Raw genomic sequence first — 21,082 nt, forward strand, 5'->3', positions numbered from 1 at the left:
AATAGGAGAAATTATATGGTAGATCAAAACCAAAAGATAGGATTTATCGGAGCAGGAAAAATGGGCTCTGCACTTATGCAGGGAATTATAAAGGCCGGAATTGTAAAGCCTGAAAACCTTGGCGCAGCCGACGTGTACGAGCCTTTCTTGAACGATCTAAAGGCAAAGCTTGGCATTAATATATCTACTGACAATTCCGTTATCGCCAGGGCATCCGATATTCTTCTCCTAGCAGTAAAGCCCCAGACTCTGGGTTCTGTACTCGAAAATCTTAAAGCTGACATAACTTCTGATAAACTTATAATCTCAATTGCAGCTGGTGTGCCTCTTGCCACTTACGAAAATGCGCTCCCCGCTGGCACAAGAGTCATACGTGTGATGCCAAATATTGCGGCCACAGTTTCCGAAGCTGCTTCAGGTATTGCTCCAGGTAAAAATGCCACTCCCGAAGACGTGAAAACTGCCCTTGAGATCTTTTCTGCAGTCGGCACTGCAGTCCAGGTGTCTGAGTCCATAATGGACGCAGTTACAGGTCTTTCAGGCAGCGGGCCTGCATTTATCTTTCCTGTGATTGAGGCAATGGCCGATGGGGCTGTTCTTGAAGGAATGGACAGGAAAAGTGCCCTCACTCTCTCAGCCCAGACTGTACTTGGGGCTGCAAAAATGATGCTTGAAACAGGCCTGCACCCTGGAGAACTCAAGGATATGGTTACTTCTCCTGCCGGGACTACCATCCAAGGTGTCCATGCTCTTGAAGAGGCTGGAGTCAGGGCTGCATTTATGAATGCAGTTATAAGGGCAACCGAACGCTCAAAAGAACTTGGAAAGAAGTAAATTTTTTCCATTTTATTCTACTTTTTTATTGTAATTGTTCAGTCCCTGCAAAATAGGTCTCTTGATATTAATCTCAATGTGATTGAGCAGTGCAAATAAAAATCAGTGAAAAACCAGTGAAATATGAAAAAACATGATCGACAACCAACAATTGAAAAAATAAACTTAGAGATATTTGCTTATGAGTTCTACTAAAGATGGTTATTGATCATGCTTTGCCCAGGCTGAATATTTGCCCAGGCTGAGTAGGCGTGAAAATTTTTATTTTCTGAATTATTTCTTACTATCTTTTTTAAAGCACAAAAACCAGTCAAGACAGTACATGTTTTCTTCGAGCTTACCAGTTCTTTCCTTTAGGGCTTCCATCGAACTGGGAGCTGGAACAATAACATCATCCCCAGGCTGCCAGTTAGCCGGCGTTGCGACTTTTTCGGCCGTATTTTTCTGCAGGGCGGCCACAACTCTCTTGATCTCCTGCATATTCCTTCCTGTTGACTGCGGATAGTAGAGTATTGTCCTAATTTTCGCTTCAGGATCAATAATAAATACGGCTCTTACAGCCTGTGTCGTAGAGGTTTTTGGCTGGATCATACCATATTTTTTTGCGACATCCATCTTCAGGTCTTCTATCACCGGAAATTTGATCTCGAGATTTTTCATTCCTTTATATTCAATTTTCTCTTCTATTCTCTTAAGCCATGCAATATGAGAGAATACGCTGTCTATAGAAAGCCCTATAAGCTCAGTGTTCATCTCTCTGAATTCCTCCTGCATACTGGCAAAAGTCATGAATTCGGTGGTACATACGGGTGTGAAATCTGCAGGATGACTGAAAAGAATAACCCACTTACCTTTGTAATCATCAGGGAAATTGATTTGTCCCTGAGTTGTCACTGCTGTAAATGATGGTGCATCATCTCCGATCAGAGGCATGTGTATCTGTTCATTCTCAACTTCTTCCATATTTTTCACCTATTTTAAGCTCATGCTTTTTCTTTTGGGACCAAAAATTGAGTTCAAGTTCAGAGGCTTTCCCTTAACAGAGTTAGTAGGCTTAATCTTTAAAAGCCCTTTCTTCCCTCAATCATCCCCAAACTACCTATAGTTATTTTTGTTCTTATATATTTGTTCCGAGAAACGGATAAAAAGTTTACTTTGTTATAAATACTTTTTTTTAAAACTTTATTTTCTTTTAACTATTATTTTTTCCAAAATAAGCGCTATAAATCAATTTTTGAGCTATTTTTCCGTCTATACTTTTAATTTTTCTGTATTATGTATTTTGAAGTCTTTTTTGAAAGATCTTCGTCTTTTCACGTCTTATTTTTTTAAAAAGAAGTTTTTTGGACTTTTATTTTGGAAAATAATTTATGCTGGGAATCCTTTGTTATATGGGGGTTAAATGAGGGAGTTTGTTCGGCCAAAGGTTGTGGTTAGTAGGTGCCTTGGGTTTGATCACTGTCGATACAACGGGAATATCATAAACAGTTCGATAGTGGCGAACCTTATGGAGTATGTTGATTTCCTGCCTGTCTGCCCGGAAGTGGAGATAGGTCTCGGTGTTCCAAGAGATCCGTTAAGGATTATTCTTAAGAATGGGGAACAGCGGCTTGTCCAGCCCGCAAGCGGCAGGGATATAACTGAAACTATGGAGGCATTTTGCACTGATTTTCTCGGTTCTATAGGAGAAATTGATGGTCTTATTCTTAAATACAGGTCTCCTTCTTGCGGCATTAAGGAAGTAAAGGTTTACTCGACTGCAGCGCTGAAATCAGCGGTAATCGGAAAATCTTCAGGGTATTTCGGGAGGGCAGTCCTGAAAGAATTTTCCTATCTACCTGTTGAGGATGAAGGAAGGCTAAGGAATACTCGCATAAAAGAACATTTCATGACCAGGATTTTTATGCTTGCTGCTTTCCGAAAAGTAAAATCTGAAGGCCGCATGAGAAACCTTGTCGCGTTCCATACCGAAAATAAGTATCTACTCATGGTGTATAACCAGGAAGAACTCAGGAAACTGGGAGCTATTGTTGCAAATAAAGAAAGGAAAACCTTTCAAGAGCTGGTTTCTGAGTACGAGAAACACCTTTACATTGCTCTCTCCAGGCCTCCCAGGTATACTTCAATTATCAATGTACTCATGCATGCTTTTGGACATTTTTCAGAGAAGCTCTCAAACCAGGAAAAAGCGCTATTTTTTGGCTGGATTCAGAAGTACAGGAACGGAAAAGTCTCTCTTTGCCCTGCGATTAATATAATCAGGTCGTGGGCTGTGCGCTTTGAAGACCAGTATCTTATGAATCAGACCTTTTTTGAGCCCTATCCAGAAGGCTTGATGGAAGTAAACCCTGTAGACTCCCACCTCAGGGAAGACCTCTGGAAATGAACTCGTAAACTATAAAATTCTGGGTGAGGATCATTTTATGAAAAGCTTAACCGCTTTGTTTTATTTCTTTTTACTACTTTCTCTGGCTGAATTTCTCTTAACCTGGTCTAACTCTGAACCTTCCATAAATTCATATATAGGTGATGCTGGGAAAAGCCTGATAGGAGTGGATATTGTAAATTCTGAGCCTTACAGTGCCTCGATAACAGAGGAGTCAACTACTCCCGGAACGTTTTTCCAAACTTACTCCTGGGACTACGAAGGCTGCAAATGGCAGCTTACTCTGCCTCTTGACAATGAACTGTATGAAACATATAAATCCAGAACTAGAAACCGAGACTACGACCTATTTGCTTCAGATCCATATGATGACTGGTTAATTAAGGAGATAGCAGAGGCTTTGCTTTCTCTCTCAAAAGCTCACGGGCTTGAAGAAAGGCAAATTCCAGAGTTTTGTATTTCTTTTGTTCAATCTCTGGATTATATCTCGGATCTTGAAAGTTCGGGTTATGACCAGTACCCCCGTTTTCCTTACGAAACTCTTTATGAGAATGGAGGAGACTGTGAAGATACTTCAATTCTCTCCGTGGCAATTCTTCAGGAGATGGGCTATGATGCTGTTCTTCTGGAGCTTCCTGAACATATGGCTCTCGGGATAAAATGTAACACTGGGTACAAAGGCAGGAGTTTCGAATACGAAGGCAGCGATTACTATTATCTGGAGACCACAGGGAGTGATTGGCAGATAGGTGAAGTCCCGGAAGAATATGCAGACCAGCCTGTAAATGTTGTCCCCGTCTACAGAAGGCCTACGATTAATCTCGATTTCAAAGCGCAGTGTGCATACTCAAAAAAAGAAGGGGTTGTAGATATTAACATAACTGTAAGAAACGTGGGTTCGGAGAGAGCTGAAAATGCAACCGTTTACGTTGCCCTTCAGGCTGAAGATAAGCTTTCTTTGTGGGATGAAATTGAAAGTTCTTCAATTACTATTGAGCCGGATGAAGTTTTCAATTACACTGCAAAAGGCCTTACGGTTCCTGCAGGAAAAAAATTCAGGGTATATGTACAGGCATCTGGAGAAAACCTCGTACCTGAAAACATAACCAGTGAATGGGCTATGATCTGAGAATCCGGCCCTCTGGAATGTTTATATAAAAAAGAAATACACGTAAAAATTTAACTTACAGAGCGTCGTAAAAGTCTAAATTTATTAGAGATTTGGAAATAATGCTCAGAATACGAAGTGAAAGATATTTTCTTGCTAATACCTATAAATCTAAAAACACAACCATACAGATTTTTTACTGACATCTTTTTTCCAGATGTAAATTTCTGGTCTATATATACAGTTTAAACAGAAAAAGCTACTTATGTTTATTTAATTGTGACTTGCTTTATACACAGATTTATATAACTATAGCTATAACTATTAAAACTTACGCGGTTGAACTGAGAAATCAATAGCATCAAACCCTCAACCGTCTAAACCCTTGCCCTATTCACAACGTTGATTGTGGCTGATTTTGTATTTCAAGTGCGTAAGTCCTAACTATAAAACTAGATATATATTCTATAAAATTATTTTCTATGACGATCTGGATTATTCATAGGCGAGCTTTTATGATTCAATCAAAGAAAGATTATATATTTTATTTAAAAGCAGATGAGATTGCACTTAAAAAAAAAAGAGGTACAGTCCAGTATTATAGGGATTATCTTTTGGATGATATCTGGAGATTTGAGAGATTACTAAGGAAAAGAGAATTTTATATAAATTGTAAAAAAGGTATTATATATAAACTATATCTTCCGTACCTTTATTTTAAATTCCAAAGATTAAGCACGAAATTAGGATTTACTATACCTCCAAATGTATTCGGGCCTGGATTATCTATTGCTCATAAAGGTACTTTAATTGTAAATAGCAATGCAAAAGTTGGTGAAAATTGTCGCATTCATACTGGTGTAAATATTGGAACAAATGCCTATAGTATGGAGGACGAATTAAGACCGGATTTTGTATTACCTGTGCCAAAAATAGGAAATAATGTATATATTGGTCCCGGCGTTAAAATCTTTGGAGATATTGAAATTGCAGATAATATCGCAATAGGTGCAAATTCAGTAGTAAACAAATCCTTTAAAGAAGAAGGTATTACAATAGCAGGAGTTCCAGCAAAAAAAGTTAGTAGTGAAGGATTTGATAAATGTTACTATAAAGCTACAGACATTTTAAGAGGATTCTATAAACCTCCTCAGTAATTTGCTTGTATCGTGAAGATAAAAGGCCTTAATGTCCACATTCCGGACCTTAGCTCACTTTCCGAAGTAAATTTTCGTAAATTCATATTTTTATTGCTATCGATTTTCAATCAAACGTGGATTTATTGGACTTTTATGTAGTAGGTAAAAGCAACTATGTGGTGTATTTAGAGGCAAAAAACTATATCATTCGATTTTCACCAAATACCACTAAAAATCTAAATTATTTGCACCTACTCCAAAAACGCTATCAAGAAATATATTGATTCTCAAAAAAATACTGTGGAATGTAGGCTTAGCTTTACTCAACCGGACAAAAATGCAATATTGACAGCATAACTGAAAGTTGGGAATAGAGTCAAGAATAAAAAACAAAGGCTACTTTCATGCCAATTAACTTATATCTGCAAGAGCATAGAGAACCTGCAAACGTATGAGTTCTCAATAAATTCCTTATTTTCGGAGTTACTTATATATCGAATATAAGCAATCTATTATTAATTTATTAAAGCATTTTGTACTTAGGGGTGGTCAAATGAATAAATTGTATAGGTCAAAGAAGAACAGGATTATTGCAGGGGTATGTGGTGGGCTAGGTGAATACTTTAAAGTTGATCCTACGCTTATACGGCTTCTATGGTTGCTAATTTCTATAGTGGGTGCGGGAAGCGGTATAGTTGCCTATATAATAGCATGGATTATAATTCCTGAAGAGCCCTGAGGGCTCTCTGTTTTATCTTGAAATAATTCCGTTTTGAAACTTTTTTCCTTTTGTTCATTCTTATAACCCAAACAATCTCATTCCAGCTCTGAATTTTGTTTCAACTGGCAATCTGTTCCAGAATGCATCTTGTGGTGATTGAAATCGTAATAAAAACAGAAGTTTTTAAGTATTTATAAAAAGTATGGTCGCTCAAAGAGGCAATAACTCCCAGGTCAACGGAAATTAAATAAAAAAATTAAAGATGGGGTCGGAATGTAAAATCCAGTGAAAAGAAAGTAGTGAAATCACTGGATTAAATTGTATCACTTAACTTCTTTATTTAAAGTGTACGATCTGAGCCTGTATTGCCGTAATTATTAGCTCACTTACTTGTAGGCAATTACGCGGAACCTTTTCCCCTGATATCCATATCTCCAGAATTCAATATTTAATGGACTGTTACGGAAACGATCCTTTGTCACTTCTACTTTTGAAAAACCTGCTTTCAGCAACAGTTCTCGATCATATTGCGGTCGCTTATGCCGAATCATTGGCAGCTGTTCGAATCCATTTCCTGGGGAATTGTGCTGGTTCTTTTTCCGATGTTTCCTCTCCATGAAGAAATTAATCAGGTCTGAGGTAAATTTCAATACATGGTAACGCAAAGACGATTGATCCCGCCTGTAATCTCCATCATAGATAACGATTTTACCATCCGTCTTCAGCAGATTTTTCCATCTAATGAAAGCTTTCTCCGGGTCATAGAGTGTCCAGACAACATCACGTGATACTATGGCATCAAGACTGTTTTCCTTTTCTTTATCCAAAAGCACGGCGTCGCTTTTATATATTTTTGCATTTAACGCCTCCTTTTTGATATTGATCCTTGCACGATCTACCATTCCCTCAGCACCATCAACAGATGTCACATTATGTTTTAGCCTGGCAAGCATAATTGTAAAAAATCCAGGCCCACATCCGATATCAAGCACATGCAATGGTTTCTCATCAAGCACCAGCCGAAGTTCATCCTGCCAATGCTTTACGTCTTTTTCATTACTTAGCTGTTTTTGAATCACCTGGTCGTAACCTCCGGCATCGGCAGACCAGGCTTTTTCAATCTGTTCAAATACAGTCCCCAACATGCTTTGACCTCTTACTTTTCCATAGTGATCAACTGCCACTCTATGCCTTCATAGCTCGTCGGTGCGACTGTCACGTTTTGCAGGCGGGTATTATATACATATTGTTTGTTGGGATAGCACAGAGGAACAACAAGCGCTTTGTCATTGATCAGCTTAAATATCTGATCATACTTTGCCTGACGCGTTGTCTCGTCCTGTGTTTTAATGACTTCGTCAAGATCTGTATTTAACTGCGGGTCATACCAGCATACGGACGTGCTTCCCTCTGACTGATAAAACATGGAGCGCAAAAATCCGTGTGGATTCCATGAATCCTCATATGTGCGGTAAATAATCATGTCAAAATCACGGTTTTTCCAGATCGCATCATAGTAGGCCGAAGTGTCCAGTTGCTCAAGCTGAATATCAATGCCGACCTCTTTGGCCGCAGCCTGCATGTATTCACACATAGATTTCCAGCTTGCATATTCCTCAGACTGAAATACAAGTTTAAGGGACAGCGGCACACCGTCCTTATCAACGATCCCATCCCCATCACTGTCCGTATACCCAGATCCTGCTAGCAGTTCTTTCGCTTTTTCCGGGTTATAAGAGTATCCTTTGCTGTTTTCATCAGTGACGTACGGTACTGTATCAGGTAAAATGCCCTTTGCTGCAACAGCGTCGCCTCCAAATATATTTTCCACGATGCTGTCTTTGTCCATTGCATAATTTAACGCAAGGCGGACATTTTCATCCTGTAACACGGTATTTTCTTGATTTAGCATGAGGAAAAATCCCAATGTGCCTTCAGTGGTTGTAGCGCCAAGATTTTTTGATGACTCGATGATCGATTTACTTTCGGAAGGCAGATCAGCTAGAGAAAGGTCAGCTTCTCCGCTTTGAAGTGCCATAATTCTTGATTCGCCTTCGGTAACTTTTCTGATGGTTATCTTATTAATATTCGGCTTCGTCCCGTAATAATACGGGTTGGGCACCATAACCACCTCTTCCTCAGGGACATAACTTTCCACCATCCACTCGCCTGTACCGATCATTTTTACAAAGTTACCGTTTTCATCAAATGAGTTTTCAGATGCGATGCGGAAAGGCCGTGGATAGGTCAGTTCGATTAATACAGGATAACAGTTTTCCTTAAATGTCAGCCTGACCGTGTAGTCGTCTAATTTCTCCACATTTGTAAGCGGCGTGGAAAAGCTTGTGGGGTTCCAGCGTTTTGCACTGCTTACCACGCTGTCCGCATTAAGGTTGGTACCATCTGAAAATTTGGCATCTTTACGTAAGTAGAAAGTATACTGCGTTCCATTATCGCTGATTTCCCATCTCTCAGCAAGTTCAGGCTCAATCACGCCGCCTTTCCCGTATTTGACCAGCGGTTCGTACACCATTTCATAAAGGCACATTTCCGTGCTGGATTCTATCGGGCTGGCATCTTCCGGATTCAGTTTGCCAGAGACCATAATTGTAATGGAATCGGACTGATTACTGACGGCCGTGGCGGTGGTATCTGAAGAATCAGAAATTTCGTTCTGTGTATTGTTTGACGCTTGATTTGAGATGCATCCACTCAGCAACAGCACTACTGATAGTGCTGACGCGATAATTGCCCAGATATATTTTTTCTTCATTTTTCATTCTCCCTTTCTTTAATGGCTTATACAATGTGACATGCTACGGAATGGCATGCTACAAAATGACCGCTTGCGACCTCCTTTAGCAATGGCTCCTCATTTATGCAACGTTCCGTACAGAAAGGACAGCGTGGAAAAAACCGACAACAGTGTTTTGAATCAGGTATAACTGTTGTATCAATTATGCTCTCCATTGTGCATTTTTTTCGTTCTGCAGGCACCTTTGCTGGTATACACGAAAGCAGTAAGCTGGTGTATGGGTGAAGTGCGTTCTGCATCGAGTCATTCTTTAAATCGATTTGCTCCACTATCTTACCTGCATACATAATGGCCATCATATCGCAGACATAAGGCACACAGTTTAGGTCATGAGTGATAAACAAGTAAGTTAAACCAAACTTTTTTCGTAAGTCATTAAGTAAAGTCAGAATTTGTTTGCGCAATGAATAATCAAGGCTAGAAACGGGCTCGTCGCAAACAACAAACTCTGGATGAAGAACAAGCGCACGTGCAATATTGGCACGCTGGCGCTGCCCTCCGCTCAGCTCCTTTGGATTCCTCTGAGCGTATAAGGCATCTAGCCCCACTTGTTCCAATATTGTCTCAATTTTTTCTAAGCATTCTTTTTTTGATACTCTCTCACTGTTTTCAATAACCTCGGCAATACTTTCGCCTACAGTATAGGAAGTATCAAAAACGCTGCTGCTATTTTGAAATATCATCTGGATATTACGTCGTAATGGACGCATTTTTCGAAGGGAAATATTCGATATTGACCGTCCTCGAAACAGTGCCTGTCCTTCTGTTGGCGTTTCCAGCCCAACCATCATTCTGCCAAGCGTGCTTTTTCCGCTTCCGCTCTCTCCGATAAGTCCTACTGAACATCCCTTCTGAATTTTAAGAGACACACCGTTTACGGCAGAGACCTGCTCTCTCTTTTTTGTAAACAAATTTTGTTTTTCGTAGGATTTTCGTATGTTTTGGGTTTCCGCCAATACTTCCATGGCCAAACCTCTTAGAGAGCCGCCGCCAGTAATTGGCGTGTATACGTATGTTGCGGATTATAAAATATGTCGTCTACTGTGCCGCTTTCCACAATATGTCCGTCCTTCATGATACACACATCATCTGCTATTTCTGCGACGACTCCCAAATCGTGCGTAATAAGCAGAATTGCAGTTCCGTTTCTCTTTCTCATCGAATCCAATTGATGCAGGATTTGAGCCTGAACCGTTACATCAAGAGCGGTCGTTGGCTCATCTGCAATGAGAAGCGGTGGACGGAATACGCTGGCGATGGCAATCATGACACGCTGACACATTCCTCCACTCAGCATAAAGGGGTATTTTTTCATCAATTCTTCCGGCTGTGGCAGGCTGACCGCCATAAGTTGATTGAGAGCAATGGTACGAGCTTGCTTTTTTGTTATTTTTTCATGTATCAGGATTGTCTCCACCAACTGCTCTCCAACAGTTAATAACGGATTCAGCGAATCAATTGGATCCTGAAAAATAATGCCGGTATGGTTCGATATGTAAGGTCGCATATCTTTTTTAGGCATAGAAAGTATATCCGTCCCTGCCAGGTGAATCTCACCACTTGAGATTACAGCGTTTTCATCCTGAATACCCATTACCGCCAGTGCAACGGTGGATTTTCCACTGCCGCTTTCTCCAACAAGTGCTGTGATTTTTCCCATTCGTGCAGCAAGGTCCAAGTTTACCACGGCGTGAATGTTTTGATCCTGCATAATGTAGTCCAGAGAAAGTCCCCGGATATCTAATACCGCGTTTTCACTCTGAAGTCCATGGTCATTTTTGTATTGCATTTTTCAGTCCTTCCCCCAGAAGATTAAATGCCATAACTGTGATCATAATTGCAAGTCCCGGATAAATCATCAGCTGCGGCTGTGTCTGCATAAATTCTTTGCTGTCGCTGAGCATAACACCCCACTCAGGCGTAGGCGGCTGCGCACCTAACCCGATAAAAGAAAATGACGCGATGGCCAGTATAATTGAACCAATTTCAAGTGTGGCCATTACAATAATTGTTGGGGCGATATTACGAAGTATGTGCCGAAAAATAATCTGTGTATGAGTACAGGCGGCTGCTTTTGCTGCAAGCATAAAGTCCTGCTGCTTTATCTGCATTGCCATACCACGTATTATTCTTGCATAAGGTGCCCACCACACGCTGGCCATGGCAATAATCATATTTCTAGCACTGGGTTCCAGCATACCGGCGATGGCTAATGCCATCAGAAAAGTTGGAAGTGATAAAAATATGTCTATAACTCGCATAATAAACGTGTCTATATGACCGCCTGCATACCCAGAAAGGAGTCCTATAGGGATACTAATTGCCATCATAAGGCCCAGCACGCACAGGCTGTATATTAGTGACATCCGTGCTCCCCAGATCAGACGAGATGCAATGCATCGCCCAAGATTGTCGGTGCCAAGCCAATATAGCAAGCTTGGGTCTGTTAAACGCATTGACATATTTACCTTAAGAGGGTCATTTGGCGCGATTACAGATGCAGCTATGGCAATGACTATAATCAAAGCCGCTATTACAAAACCGAAAACTGCTTCTTTTTGCGTAAATATAAAATTTATAATGCCATCGGATGAATGAAACCATGCATTCGATCTTTTTATTGCTTGAGTTTTGACCTGCATCATATGTTCCTCTCATTCATTTCTAAGACGCGGATCAATGATGCTGCAGACAATATCTACAGCCAGGTTAATTAACACCATCAAAACAGCCATAAACAGCACATATCCCTGGACTACTGGATAGTCTTTGAGTTTAACAGATTCGAGAGCCAGATTTCCAAGCCCATTCCATGAAAATATTGATTCAATAATTGCAGATCCAGCTAACAAAGATCCAAATCCGATCCCAAGCTTGTTAAGTACAGGAAGCGTTGCGTTTTTTAGAGCATGTTTTGTTATTATTTTATATTCGCTGACGCCTTTTGCTCTGGCTGCACGGATATATCCTTTGTTCAGTACTTCCTCCATATTTGTGCGAATAAGTCGGACATAAATCCCACCGCTGCATATAGACATTGTAAGAGCAGGTATTATTGGAAATTTCATTGAACTTCCACCAAGCACTGATATTAGTCCAAGACGAGCACCGAAAATATACAGTAGAATGAGTCCAAACCAGAATTCAGGCATTGATACACTCCAAAAACAGTATATTCTGGAAATCTTGTCGATCCACGAGCCGGAAAACACTGCCGATAAAATTCCAAGAGTAAATGAAATTATAATTAAAAACAATAGTGCTAGAAGGGCCAACTGTAATGTTTTAGGAAAATATTGAACGATCTCATCAACCACCGGCCTGTCATTTGAATAAGAAAAGCCCAAATTACCCTTCACCGCATCTTTAAGCCAACTGGCGTATTGGACGAGCACCGGTCTGTCAAATCCCATTTCGGTTCGTATTTCCTCAATCTGCTCATATGTTGGCCTGTCATATTTCTTTTCAGCTAGTGTACGTGCCGTGTCACCTGATGACATGCTGCCGAGGATGAAGGTTATTAATGAAATAGCCAGCAGTACTGGAATCAATGTGAATAACCGTTCTCCTATGCCTTTAAGCATTACTTCATCACCAGTGACCTGATGTTACTTACCTTATAAATTACCCAAATTTTTGTGATTGTAAACCAATAAGGATCTTGTAAAAGCCGGGCTGCTTTATTAATTCGTCGAGGTACCGACTTATCAATGCTAATATCTTTAAAAATCGCACATTGTGGACAACAGACCAGTTGTTACTTTGCCTACTGAATCTTTTTTTGAATCCGTGCAGGAACTTTATAAACCGTAAACATTTTGGCACAAGACACAAATTATTACGTCCATTCTATTTTTCTCCTCCAACTAAAAACGGAGGATGCATACTGTTTCTATCCTGCTGCTGTTCATTGAGTATCCGTTCACCAACTGAAGTATCCGCAAATACCTTTGAAAATCCGAGTTTAAGCATTATATCCAAATCCCACTGTGGTCTGACTTTGTCACTCATAAACAGCTTCCGGCTGAGTGCATCGCCTTCGACCTGATCTTTGTGCTGGTGCATTGGATGCCCGTATTTCATAAGGATTTCTTTTTCCTTTTTCTCATAGGCTATTTTCATATTTTCATCAAACAGGTGCAGATACCAGCAAGCATCAAAGATAAGAACCCTTCCGCCTGGTTTCAGGACGCGGTGCCATTCCTTATATGCCTTTGCGGGGTCATCGAGTGTCCATGTGAGATTACGGCAAACTAACAGATCAAAACAGTTGTCTGGAAATTTCAAATTTTGACAATCCATCGTCACCAGCTTTGCACTAGCACCTTCACGTGCAAGGTTAAGACGTGCAAATTCGATCATATTTTCGGTTAGGTCTATACCAGTAACATTATGTCCACCCTGTGATAAGACGATTGGAAAGAATCCCGGCCCGGTACCGATATCCAGTATGTCAAGACGATCTTTGGAGGGAGCGTATTCTAGTACCAAATCAGACCATGCTTTTCTCTCAAATCCGTTTAATTCATCTTCAATTGCTTCGCTGTAACCCTGCGCCTCTCCTTCCCAATAATTTTTAATGCGGATGTTTAAATTCATTTTTCTGTTCCTCTAATGTACAACATTTTTTTGACCAAATTATAATCTTAATAGAATTGCCATTTTCAGACAATATCTTAGAGATTTCTGAAATTTTTTCACGTGACCTATTTCAATTTTTCAAACAATTATTAGTGTTTTAACCACTTTTGACTAGTATATTTATTAAAAATATCATATTTTTATTAATTTTTATTATTAATTCTTTTTAATATAATTTAACATGATATATATCTTGTTATTTGACTAACAAATATTATCTTTCTTAAAAATAATGCATTTATTATTACTTTTAATTACTATTTCCTTTTAATGTAAATTAATATGATATAACTATTGTTATTAATGTTAATTAATAAGTTATTTATCTGTTTTTTGTAGCATATATATTAGAATTCGTTGAAATTTGATTTCTCTCAAGTAAGTAATCATAGGCCTTCGACGATTAGGTCGGCAGACCGGGTGATAATGCTAACAAATGGAAAAGTTGAGGAGAACGGCACATTCGACGAACTTGTCACTGCTAAAGGCTCTTTCGGCCGGCTAATGGCTGCACAGATAACCGCACCTTAAGATAAATGGATTTCTCGGATTGCAGTGGAACTTCTTTCATCTCTCCACTCACAAAATCTTGCCCAAATACATGATGCCTATGCTGCAGTTTGGCTTTTTAAGGTGAACAATTAGTATCTGATCATCCGGCATCTCATACCTGCTATATCTCTTAATATAATAAAAAAATGAAAAGTTTAAAAATTTCAATGTAGGTTGTTACAAAATATTTAACATAGTGCATAAAATAATACTATTTAATAAATTATTAATACATTAAAACCTGTTGAATAATATATCATTACTAAATAATCGATGACCATGATACTGAATGATATACTCTGATGACAGATCCTCGTTTTTGGATAATATAAAAGTTGTCCAGTTCCGGTTAATTTAAGTGGTAGAGGTCAACATGCGCAATAAGTTAACAACATTCCCTATACTTGCGATTACATTGGTCGTTTTTTTGATTTTTTCAGTTTCGGGCTGTATCACGAACGGCAGCACAGATGACCAGGCAAAGACGATTAACGTTACGGACATGGCGGGAAGATCGGTGACATTAAAATATCCTGTTGAGAGCCTTGTACTGATGGACTCAACATGTACGGCAGAATTTTCATCGGTCTATGGAGAGGGCTTTGATAGTAAAATCGTTGGATGGGATAACAATCTCAGGGATAATTCCGGCGACATGTATGAGAAATACGTGGAAAAATTCCCTGCAATGGCCGAAATACCTGATGTAGGCTCCCTGGATGATAATACTTTTAATGCCGAAAAAGTGATAGCATTGAATCCTGACGTTGTCATCATGCACGACTGGGAGTTCATGTGGGATGGGGAAGCGACAAAGGAGGCACTGACCAGGCTGGACCAGGCCGGTATCCCTGTAGTATTTTTAGACTTCTACATGGACCCCATGACAAATTCGACAAAGAGTATGCAGTTACTTGGAAAGATCACGGACAAGGAACAGAGAGCTCAGGACATAGTTGATTATTATGATGATAAAGTCAACAGCATATATTCCCGCCTGGAAAAAATACAGGGAAAGAAACCCACTGTTTACATCGAATGCGCATATAAAGGCCCGGAGACTTACGGTATATCTTATGGAGATGTGGCATGGGGAGACATCGTTAAGAAAGCGGGAGGAGACAACATCGCAGAACCAATTTTACTCAACAAAAGCAAGGCCCTTAGCGCAGAGTATCTAGTCAACCAGAGTCCAGACATCATTATATTGACGGGAAGGAACTGGTCTACGCCCGGGTCACTCAGAATGGGCTATACTTCTACACCTAACGTAACGAAGAGTACGATGACGCCATTCATCAACCGTCCCGGGTGGGATACGATAAATGCAGTAGAGAATCAGAAGGTATACGGCATATATCACGGCTATTGCACGGACATATTTAACTTCGTTGCACTGGAAGCATTCGCCAAATGGTTCTACCCTGAAGAGTTCAGGGACGTGGATCCTGCTGAGACGCTCAAGGAATATCACAGGAAGTTCATGCCCATAGATTATAGCGGTACACTGGTGTACAGCTATTATTAACAAATGCGGACTTGAGGAGTGGCTCTTAGGATGGACGTTAAATCAAAAGAGGCATACAAGAAAATGGTGGGGAGAAAATATTTTTTTCTCCTCTCGATTTCGGTAGCAATCTTCTTCACTTTTATCCTCGACATTATGACAGGACCGGCTTCTTTATCGGTAAGAGAGGTCATTTCAACGATATTCTTTCCTGCCTACAGCGAGCGATCTGTCCAGGTTATCGTTTGGACCTTCCGCCTGCCAGTCGCCCTCATGGCAGTCGTGACCGGAATAACTTTAGGCCTTGCCGGCGCGAACATGCAAACTATCCTCGATAATCCCCTGGCTAGCCCTTATACGCTTGGAATATCCGCAGCCGCCGGGTTTGGTGCCGCGCTGGCTATCGTATTCGGCGTGGGAGTGCTGCCTTTCGCAGATACCTTATTCGTGCCGATAAATGCATTCGTGTTCTCGTTAATCAGTTGCATGGCAATATATGGCATTGCCAGGTTCAAGCGAGCGACCTCCGAAACCATTGTGCTTACAGGCATCGCCGTTTTGTTCCTGTTCGACTCTCTGTTGGCGCTTCTGGAATATACGGCAAACCCAGAGCAGGTCCAGGCTATAGTTTTCTGGCTCTTCGGCAGCTTGACTAAGACCACCTGGACCACTCTGGGCATCACGGTGGGAATTGTTTTGATGGTCATACCACTGCTAGCCATAGACGTCTGGAAACTCACCGCTCTCAGGCTGGGTGACGATAAGGCAAAAAGCCTTGGAGTAAATGTTGAAAAGATGAGATTAAAGGGATTGATCCTGATTTCGATTCTTACGTCCACGGCAGTGGCATTCGTAGGCACCATCGGGTTCATCGGCCTCGTGGCACCACATATAGCACGGATGCTCGTGGGTGAGGACCACCGGTACTTTTTACCTTTTTCAGCTTTATCTGGGGCGTTTATACTCTCCACTGCTTCGGTTCTCAGCAAAGCCGTTGTCCCAGGAATCGTATTTCCTATAGGGATACTCACGTCGCTGATTGGAATACCGTTTTTTGTCTGGCTTCTTCTATCTAAAAAGAGGGGATACTGGTGAAGCTGGAAATCAAAAACCTAACGTTCGGATATAATTCCAATCTGGTATTAAAAGGCTTGAATATGGTAGCTGAGCCAATGGTAACTGCGATCATAGGCCCTAATGCGGTAGGAAAATCCACCTTGCTAAAATGCATATGCGGGATACTCAAGACTGAAGGATCGATAAGATTCAATGGAAAAGACCTGAAGGCATATCGAAAGGACGAGGTCATAAAAGCCATTAGCTACCTTCCCCAGGAATCCTCTACAAGTACGGTTATGACGGTTTTAGAGGCGACAATGCTGGGAAGGATAAATTCGCTTGGCTGGAGAATCAAGGATGAGGACCTGTCTGCATCGATGGATACGCTTGAAAAACTCGGGATCGAAGACCTGGCAATGCGATCAATGAATGAGCTCAGCGGCGGGCAGAAGCAAATGGTATCTATCGCCCAGTCGATCATCCGAAAGCCCAAAGTGCTCCTCATGGACGAGCCTACGAACTCACTGGACCTCCAGCGGCAGCTTGAGCTTTTTGACGTGATCCAGAACATTACGGAAGAGAATGGAATGACAACGATAGTCGCATTACACGACCTCAACCTGGCGGCTCGGTATGCGGGCAATGTCGTATTAATGGATGGAGGTAAAATTGTGTCGGCGGGGAGTCCGGCTTCCGTGATAACCGAAGCAATGATTCGAAAAGTCTATGGGGTCAACGCGAGGGTAACACTTGACGGTGAGGGTATACCACAAGTCATACCAATTAATTCGACGCGAAAATGCGGAATAAAAAAGGCCATAATGGGGTGATCATGGTGGAATCAGGAAAGCTGAAACTCGACAGGACCAAGGAAGGAGTAAAGAAATACTGGGATTATGGGAGCAAGTTCTACGATACGGCGCCAGGGAACGGAGGAGTCGAGGAAAGCCAGATGTGGAGTAAGCTATTATCAGGGGCTATCGGGCCTGGCCCTAAAAATGTCCTGGACGTTGGCAGTGGTACTGGAATAATCGCCATGTACCTGGCAGAGCTGGGCCATAGAGTGACTGCGGTAGACTTTAGTGAAGGAATGATGGATGTAGCCCGGAAGAAAGCTCTGGAAAAAGGGGCGAATATTCGGTTCATGGAAATGGATGTTGAGAACCTTAACTTCGAGGACGAGACTTTTGATTTCATCACTGCCCGGTATGTACTCTGGACTATGTCTCACCCGGAGAAGGCGGTAAAAGAATGGGTCAGAGTCGTGAAGCCAGGTGGCAGGATTGTCATTATTGACGGCAAGTGGGTCACAAAGGGGTTACTTCCCTGTATATCTGCATTTAATTACCATATTTATCGATTTATAAAATATGGAAAGAATCCCTTCACTTATGATTATAAGAAGGACATCAATGTCAGCCTTCCCAATCCGCATGGGGTGGAGAGTAAGCAGGTTGTGGAATATATGTCTAAGGCCGGTTTAGACGATATCGCTGTTACTGACTTGAAAATAATTAGGGATATACAGCGGAAGAGATTACCATGGTATTTAAAATATGCCAATGATCACCCCATTTTTATGGTTCATGGTATCGCGGTTAAAAATAGGTAAGCTTCGAGGTATTGTATGTCAATTAATGAAAACAAGATCAAGGAAGAGATTACGAAACGATGGGATTATTCGTCGCAGCGTTACGACACATATCATGGCCACGGGGTAAAGAGTGACGAAGAAGCGGAAGCCTGGAAGGCTCTTTTCAGGCAGGTAATCCCTGGGGAAAGGCTAAGCGTTCTTGATATCGGCTGCGGTACTGGAGAAATGAGCAAGATGCTGGCGGATCTGGGGCATAAGGTGACGGGTATCGACCTGTCCGAGAAAATGCTCTCGGTGGCGAAGTCTAAGTCTCCTAGCAGTATCAAATTTAGGATCGGCGACGCAGAGAATCCCCCGTTCGATGAAGGAAAGTTCGATGCCGTCGTGACTCGTCATGTGCTATGGACGCTACCGAATCCTGAAAAAGCCCTTAAAAGCTGGCGAAATGTACTGAAGCCAGGGGGAAAAGTAGTCATAATAGACGGCGTCTGGGATGACGGCCGTCTAGAGACACACCTGAAAAGGAAGATCGGTGAGACTATGATACATATAGTCGAAAGAAACGATATCTCCAAAGACGGTTATACTGCGGAAGTGAATGCTATACTGCCCAACGCGAAAGGGGTGTCCCTGGATAAGGCTCGGGAATATATGGAAAAAGCCGGGTTTAAAGACGTGCGATCAATAGTACTGGATGATCTGATGCGAATCCAGAAAAAACACATGCCACTCAGATATAAAATTGCCTATAAGTATGAGTATTATGTGATCTATGGCCTGAAATGATATCAGGACAATAAAGTTTCGCTGACGCGAATATATCCCGTTGCTTACAGCGGTATGCGTCAGCGTAACTTTGATTTTGGAAACAACTTTTATTTTGGAAAGTTGGTACAGTCAATAGCTTCACATTGAAGTAATTTCCTGGTTAAAAAGCTGGTCTATAAACCATTCGGGATCGAACTTTTTTAGATCTTCGTAGCCCTGTCCTATCCCGAAAAAGAGAATAGGTTTGCCTGTGATATAGGCGATGGATATTGCAGCTCCTCCTTTGGCATCTGCGTCGATTTTTGTCAGAATGGACCCATCAATTGGTACAGCCTCATTAAACTGCGCAGCCCTTTCAACGGCATCATTTCCTGCAACAGCTTCATCTACAAAAATTATAAGGTCAGGAGTACTTACTCTGCAGATCTTTTCCATCTGTGACATCAAGTTAAGATTGGTATGCATTCGGCCTGCGGTATCGGAAAGAACAAAATCGATTTTATGGCCTTTTGCATACTGTACGGCATCGTAAATAACTGCAGCAGGATCGGCACCAGGCTGATGTTTTATCATCTTTACTCCAAGCCTGTCGGCATGGATTCCAAGCTGGTCAATGGCACCTGCCCTGAAAGTATCTCCTGCAGCAAGGACTACTGAATAATCCGATTTGAGCAGCCTGTGAGTTATTTTTGCAATAGATGTTGTTTTTCCTGTACCGTTAATTCCGACAAAGACAATGTGGACCGGTTTTTCTCTGTCTCTTACATACTCGTCGAAGTCGAAAGTATTCGCAGACACTACTTCAAGGATGGCTTTTTTCAGGGCTTCCTCTACAATTTCTCCGGTATTGCTGCCAATGCGTTTTGTTGTGCCTGTGAGTTGTGTTTTCACTGATTCCACAATTGCCTCGGAAACCGAGAGGGCAAGGTCACTTTCAAGAAGCCCCATTTCAAGTTCCCAGAGAGGCTCGTCGAGGTCTTTACTATCCAGATAGACTTCCCTATTAAGGACCAGGGCTTTTGCTTTCTTTGTAAATCCTATCTTCGAGAATTTTTTGAAAAAGGACTTCTTTTCTTCAGGTACGTTTTCAGGTACATTTTCTTCTTCAGGTTCGCTCTCGACCGCTTTTTTTCTGTTTTTCAGTTTTTTCCTGTACTCGGCCTTTTTTCTGTCTTCTATCCCGGCAGTTGCAGGAGCAGCCGTTACAGGTTCGGCTTCGTAACTTTCCTCTTCTGTCAGCGTTTCAAGAGCTTCTTCCTCCGGAATGGGCTCAATGTCCTCTTCAAAGCCTTCTTTGGCCTCAGGCACAGGCTCAACCACAGGTTCGATATCTACTGCTTTATCGTCAATAGTTCTGCTGAGCGACTTTTTAAAATTCCCTAGTTTCTCTTTGAATTTGTTGAACACAGGATCCCATCCCAAAAAAGCCAATAAAAAAATAGTAGTTAAGTCAAAATAAAAAGTTCTTTCTCAAATGCAGGCTTTGAGTTCGATTCTTTTGTTTCTAAACCAGGTTTTTTAGGCCTGGCTGGGTTGTTGAAGCTTTTCAGCTTCAACTTCCAGGGCCTGCATACCCTGTATATATTTAGTCAGTGAAGCACTCATCTGTTCGAGAATTTTCGTAAGCTGTTCTTTGCGGCGCTTCAGGGTTTCAACGGCTTCATCAGCGGTCTCTTCCGCACTAAAGCCTGCTCCAAGGTCCACAATAACCTTATCTGCATTTTTTATTTCGGCGTAAACGAATGAGCCAAATCCAACTGGTACCATCGTTTCGGCAGTCTTGCCTTCCGCTGAAACGGTTTTAAGCTCGTTGATGGTTACAGTTGCCTGGTCGCAGCTTGTAATCGAAGCCTGGACCATGTTCATCTGCTGCTTTAAGCCTTCGGCCTGCCTCTGGAACTCCTGATGCCTGGCTGCCAGATTTCTGATATCTTCTTCACTGACTTCTACCATATCCT

At 41.5% G+C, this 21,082-nt stretch carries 20 protein-coding genes; 10 read left to right on the plus strand and 10 right to left on the minus strand.

The features are described 5' to 3' along the window. Window positions 1–15 precede the first annotated feature (15 nt). A complete protein-coding gene (gene proC, locus MSBRW_RS02765) occupies window positions 16–834 on the plus strand; it encodes a pyrroline-5-carboxylate reductase (protein WP_011305514.1) in 819 nt (272 codons plus the stop codon). A gap of 273 nt (window positions 835–1,107) precedes the next feature. On the opposite strand, the gene MSBRW_RS02770 is transcribed toward proC, so the two are convergent. Continuing rightward, the gene (locus MSBRW_RS02770) at window positions 1,108–1,797 is read right to left on the minus strand and encodes a peroxiredoxin (RefSeq protein WP_011305513.1); all 690 of its coding nucleotides are present in this window, start codon (window positions 1,795–1,797) and stop codon (window positions 1,108–1,110) included. A 439-nt stretch (window positions 1,798–2,236) separates the two neighbouring features. On the opposite strand from MSBRW_RS02770, the gene MSBRW_RS02775 reads away from it, so the two are divergent. From MSBRW_RS02775 to MSBRW_RS02790, 4 genes are all read left to right on the plus strand, one after another. Continuing rightward, window positions 2,237–3,220: a YbgA family protein gene (locus tag MSBRW_RS02775; RefSeq protein WP_011305512.1), complete on the plus strand. Its 984-nt coding sequence runs from the start codon at window positions 2,237–2,239 to the stop codon at window positions 3,218–3,220. Between the two features lie 37 nt (window positions 3,221–3,257). Further along, window positions 3,258–4,349 (plus strand): hypothetical protein, encoded by a 1,092-nt coding sequence (locus MSBRW_RS02780; protein ID WP_011305511.1) that lies wholly within the window; start codon window positions 3,258–3,260, stop codon window positions 4,347–4,349. 494 nt (window positions 4,350–4,843) lie between these two features. Then, window positions 4,844–5,485, plus strand: a complete 642-nt coding sequence (locus MSBRW_RS02785) for a serine O-acetyltransferase (protein ID WP_048102463.1) — start codon at window positions 4,844–4,846, stop codon at window positions 5,483–5,485. A gap of 535 nt (window positions 5,486–6,020) precedes the next feature. Continuing rightward, complete coding sequence (locus MSBRW_RS02790) at window positions 6,021–6,206, plus strand: PspC domain-containing protein (RefSeq protein ID WP_011305509.1); 186 nt, start codon at window positions 6,021–6,023, stop codon at window positions 6,204–6,206. A 368-nt stretch (window positions 6,207–6,574) separates the two neighbouring features. Here MSBRW_RS02790 and MSBRW_RS02795 read toward each other — a convergent pair whose 3' ends face one another. The 7 genes from MSBRW_RS02795 to MSBRW_RS02825 all read right to left on the minus strand — a co-directional run bounded on the left by MSBRW_RS02795 (window position 6,575) and on the right by MSBRW_RS02825 (window position 13,602). Next, entirely contained in the window at window positions 6,575–7,372 is a 798-nt protein-coding gene (locus MSBRW_RS02795) for a class I SAM-dependent methyltransferase (RefSeq protein ID WP_155398095.1), read from the minus strand. Then, window positions 7,345–8,913, minus strand: a complete 1,569-nt coding sequence (locus MSBRW_RS02800; RefSeq protein ID WP_230669931.1) for a nickel ABC transporter substrate-binding protein — start codon at window positions 8,911–8,913, stop codon at window positions 7,345–7,347. The genes MSBRW_RS02795 and MSBRW_RS02800 overlap by 28 nt, the downstream gene beginning before the upstream one ends. A gap of 74 nt (window positions 8,914–8,987) precedes the next feature. After that, window positions 8,988–9,968: an ABC transporter ATP-binding protein gene (locus tag MSBRW_RS02805; RefSeq protein ID WP_011305506.1), complete on the minus strand. Its 981-nt coding sequence runs from the start codon at window positions 9,966–9,968 to the stop codon at window positions 8,988–8,990. Between the two features lie 11 nt (window positions 9,969–9,979). Beyond that, complete coding sequence (nikD, locus tag MSBRW_RS02810) at window positions 9,980–10,792, minus strand: nickel import ATP-binding protein NikD (protein WP_011305505.1); 813 nt, start codon at window positions 10,790–10,792, stop codon at window positions 9,980–9,982. Next, window positions 10,776–11,648, minus strand: coding sequence for a nickel ABC transporter permease subunit NikC (gene nikC, locus MSBRW_RS02815; protein ID WP_011305504.1), 873 nt, complete (start codon window positions 11,646–11,648; stop codon window positions 10,776–10,778). The genes nikD and nikC overlap by 17 nt, the downstream gene beginning before the upstream one ends. A gap of 9 nt (window positions 11,649–11,657) precedes the next feature. After that, a complete protein-coding gene (gene nikB / locus MSBRW_RS02820) occupies window positions 11,658–12,587 on the minus strand; it encodes a nickel ABC transporter permease (protein ID WP_011305503.1) in 930 nt (309 codons plus the stop codon). A 265-nt stretch (window positions 12,588–12,852) separates the two neighbouring features. Continuing rightward, window positions 12,853–13,602: a class I SAM-dependent methyltransferase gene (locus MSBRW_RS02825; RefSeq protein WP_011305502.1), complete on the minus strand. Its 750-nt coding sequence runs from the start codon at window positions 13,600–13,602 to the stop codon at window positions 12,853–12,855. 952 nt (window positions 13,603–14,554) lie between these two features. Here MSBRW_RS02825 and MSBRW_RS02830 point away from each other — a divergent pair. The 5 genes from MSBRW_RS02830 to MSBRW_RS02850 are packed head-to-tail and all read left to right on the plus strand — an operon-like array spanning window position 14,555 to window position 19,142. Continuing rightward, on the plus strand, window positions 14,555–15,724 hold the full coding sequence (locus tag MSBRW_RS02830) for an ABC transporter substrate-binding protein (protein ID WP_155398096.1): 1,170 nt from the start codon (window positions 14,555–14,557) through the stop codon (window positions 15,722–15,724). 30 nt (window positions 15,725–15,754) lie between these two features. Next, the gene (locus MSBRW_RS02835; protein ID WP_011305500.1) at window positions 15,755–16,798 is read left to right on the plus strand and encodes a FecCD family ABC transporter permease; all 1,044 of its coding nucleotides are present in this window, start codon (window positions 15,755–15,757) and stop codon (window positions 16,796–16,798) included. After that, window positions 16,795–17,592 carry an ABC transporter ATP-binding protein gene (locus MSBRW_RS02840; protein WP_011305499.1) on the plus strand — a complete coding sequence of 266 codons (798 nt, stop codon included), beginning with the start codon at window positions 16,795–16,797 and terminating at the stop codon, window positions 17,590–17,592. Before MSBRW_RS02835 ends, MSBRW_RS02840 begins: the two co-directional genes overlap by 4 nt. Before the next feature lie 2 nt (window positions 17,593–17,594). Next, window positions 17,595–18,374: a class I SAM-dependent methyltransferase gene (locus tag MSBRW_RS02845; RefSeq protein WP_011305498.1), complete on the plus strand. Its 780-nt coding sequence runs from the start codon at window positions 17,595–17,597 to the stop codon at window positions 18,372–18,374. 15 nt (window positions 18,375–18,389) lie between these two features. Further along, window positions 18,390–19,142 carry a class I SAM-dependent methyltransferase gene (locus MSBRW_RS02850; protein WP_011305497.1) on the plus strand — a complete coding sequence of 251 codons (753 nt, stop codon included), beginning with the start codon at window positions 18,390–18,392 and terminating at the stop codon, window positions 19,140–19,142. Between the two features lie 120 nt (window positions 19,143–19,262). Here MSBRW_RS02850 and ftsY read toward each other — a convergent pair whose 3' ends face one another. Further along, the gene (ftsY, locus tag MSBRW_RS02855) at window positions 19,263–20,531 is read right to left on the minus strand and encodes a signal recognition particle-docking protein FtsY (RefSeq protein ID WP_011305496.1); all 1,269 of its coding nucleotides are present in this window, start codon (window positions 20,529–20,531) and stop codon (window positions 19,263–19,265) included. A 111-nt stretch (window positions 20,532–20,642) separates the two neighbouring features. Continuing rightward, entirely contained in the window at window positions 20,643–21,077 is a 435-nt protein-coding gene (pfdA, locus tag MSBRW_RS02860) for a prefoldin subunit alpha (protein ID WP_011305495.1), read from the minus strand. Window positions 21,078–21,082: the final 5 nt, after the last annotated feature.

It is taken from the genome of Methanosarcina barkeri str. Wiesmoor, from assembly GCF_000969985.1.
Lineage (GTDB): Archaea > Halobacteriota > Methanosarcinia > Methanosarcinales > Methanosarcinaceae > Methanosarcina > Methanosarcina barkeri_B.